This is a genomic window from Mycobacterium sp. THU-M104 (assembly GCF_049197365.1).
Taxonomy (GTDB): Bacteria; Actinomycetota; Actinomycetes; order Mycobacteriales; family Mycobacteriaceae; genus Mycobacterium.
In genome coordinates this window covers 1-1,893 of record NZ_JBMIOP010000173.1, presented here as the reverse complement: position 1 = coordinate 1,893, position 1,893 = coordinate 1, and the positions used below count along the sequence as shown (strand labels likewise).

2 protein-coding genes are annotated in these 1,893 nt (G+C 68.7%); both read left to right on the top strand.

All coding sequences use genetic code 11. The features are described 5' to 3' along the window. Positions 1-533, top strand: a 533-nt coding sequence (locus tag ACOJVU_RS14010; protein WP_421530322.1) for a dTDP-4-dehydrorhamnose 3,5-epimerase family protein, incomplete at its 5' end; no start/stop codon positions are given. Between the two features lie 135 nt (positions 534-668). Continuing rightward, a partial coding sequence (locus ACOJVU_RS14005) for a PE domain-containing protein (RefSeq protein WP_421530321.1) occupies positions 669-1,893 on the top strand: 1,225 nt, incomplete at its 3' end.

Here is a 1,893-nt window from a genome sequence, read left to right as displayed (position 1 = left end):
TCTTCGAATGGCTCAAAAACAGCGAGTTCACCGCGTTCGCCGGGCACCGGTTGGACGTCCGGCAGGCCAACTGTTCGGTCTCGTCGGCCGGCGTGCTGCGGGGCCTGCACTTCGCCCAGGTGCCACCGAGCCAGGCCAAATACGTGACGTGCGTGCGGGGCTCGGTGTTCGACGTCGTCGTCGACGTCCGGCTGGGCTCACCGACGTTCGGGAAATGGGATTCGGTCCTGCTCGACGACTCCGATCGCCGCACCATCTACATCTCCGAGGGCCTCGCGCACGGTTTTCTTGCCCTGCAAGACAATTCAACGGTGATGTACCTGTGCTCTTCCGAGTACAACCCGCAGCGCGAGCACACCATCTGCGCGACCGACCCGGTGCTGGCGGTCGACTGGCCGCTGGTCGACGGGGCCGCCCCCAGCCTGTCCGACCGCGATGCGGCGGCGCCGAGTTTCGATGAGGTGCGGGCGTCCGGGGTCCTGCCCACCTGGGCGGAGACCCGGGCCTTCCTCGACGGCATGCGCAGCGGATAAGCGCGCCCGGCGCCGACCGGCACAACCGTGAAAACCTGCTGTTTCCGTTAATTTCGCCGACGGTACGGTTTACCATGGGGTCATCGCCGATTTCGGGGGGCGAGGGCTCGATGGCAATGGCGCGGGAGGTGCCAAATGTCGTTAGTGATGACGGTGCCGGAGTTCATGGCCGACGCGGCAAACGATCTGGCGCGACTGGGCTCCACGCTCGATGCGGCCCACGCGGCGGCCCTCGCACCCACGACGGGAATCCTGTCGGCCGCCGCCGACGAGGTGTCGACGATGACCGCGGAGCTGTTTTCTGCGCACGCGGCCGGATTCCAGGCGCTGAGCGCCCGCGCCGCGGCGTTCCTCGACCAGCACGTGCAGGCCCTGCATGCGGCCGCGACCAACTATGCCGACACCGAGGCGGCGAGCGTTGCGCAGCTGCTGCTGAACCTCGTCAACGCGCCCACCGACACGTTGCTGGGGCGGCCGCTGATCGGCAACGGCGCCAACGGCTACACCAACGCCCAGGGGGTGGGGACGGCGGGCCAGGCCGGCGGAATCCTCTTCGGCAACGGCGGAGACGGCGGCAACAGCACCGCGCTCGGGGCGACCGGGGGTGCCGGCGGGTCCGCCGGGCTGTGGGGCAACGGCGGAAACGGCGGCACGGGCGGGCCCGACGCGTTCGGTGGCCCCGGCGGGGCCGGCGGACTGCTGGGCGGGGTGGCCGGGTTCACGGGCGCGGCCGGCACTGATTCCGGCAACTCGGTGCCGCTGTCGTACTCAGATGAGCGCCTGGTGACGACCCTCTCGGTCGGCAGCAACGGGCCCGCCGATCAGGTGATCGTCGACACCGGATCCACCGGCCTGATACTGCCGCCCCAGGATGTCAAGACCTCCAGCCTCACCTACACCGGGCAGACGGGCACCGTGACCTACGGCGACGGCGGGGACTACCTGACCGAAACCTACACGATCTACGACGGCACGGTGAATTTCGGCAACGGAATTTCCACCTCATCGAACACCCCCATCGCCGTCGTGCAGACGATGACCGACAGCGGCAGCTCTGATCCGGCCTCGCAAGCACCTGCCATCTTGGGGATCGGGGTCGACGACGGCGGACCGATGGTGGGCAACAGCCCGGTGCAATATTTGCCAGGCAGCCTCAGCCAGGGCGTGCTGCTCGACGAACCCGCGGGGATCATGACGTTCGGGCCCAGCACGGTGTCGTCCTCGACTGCGTACACGACGGGCGCACCGGCCGGCACCCTGGAGATCAGCATCGACGGCGGGACCCCGGTGCCGACGCAGGATGCGTTCATCGATTCCGGCGGGTTGTACGGCGACATGCCGACCAACCTCAACGCCCCCA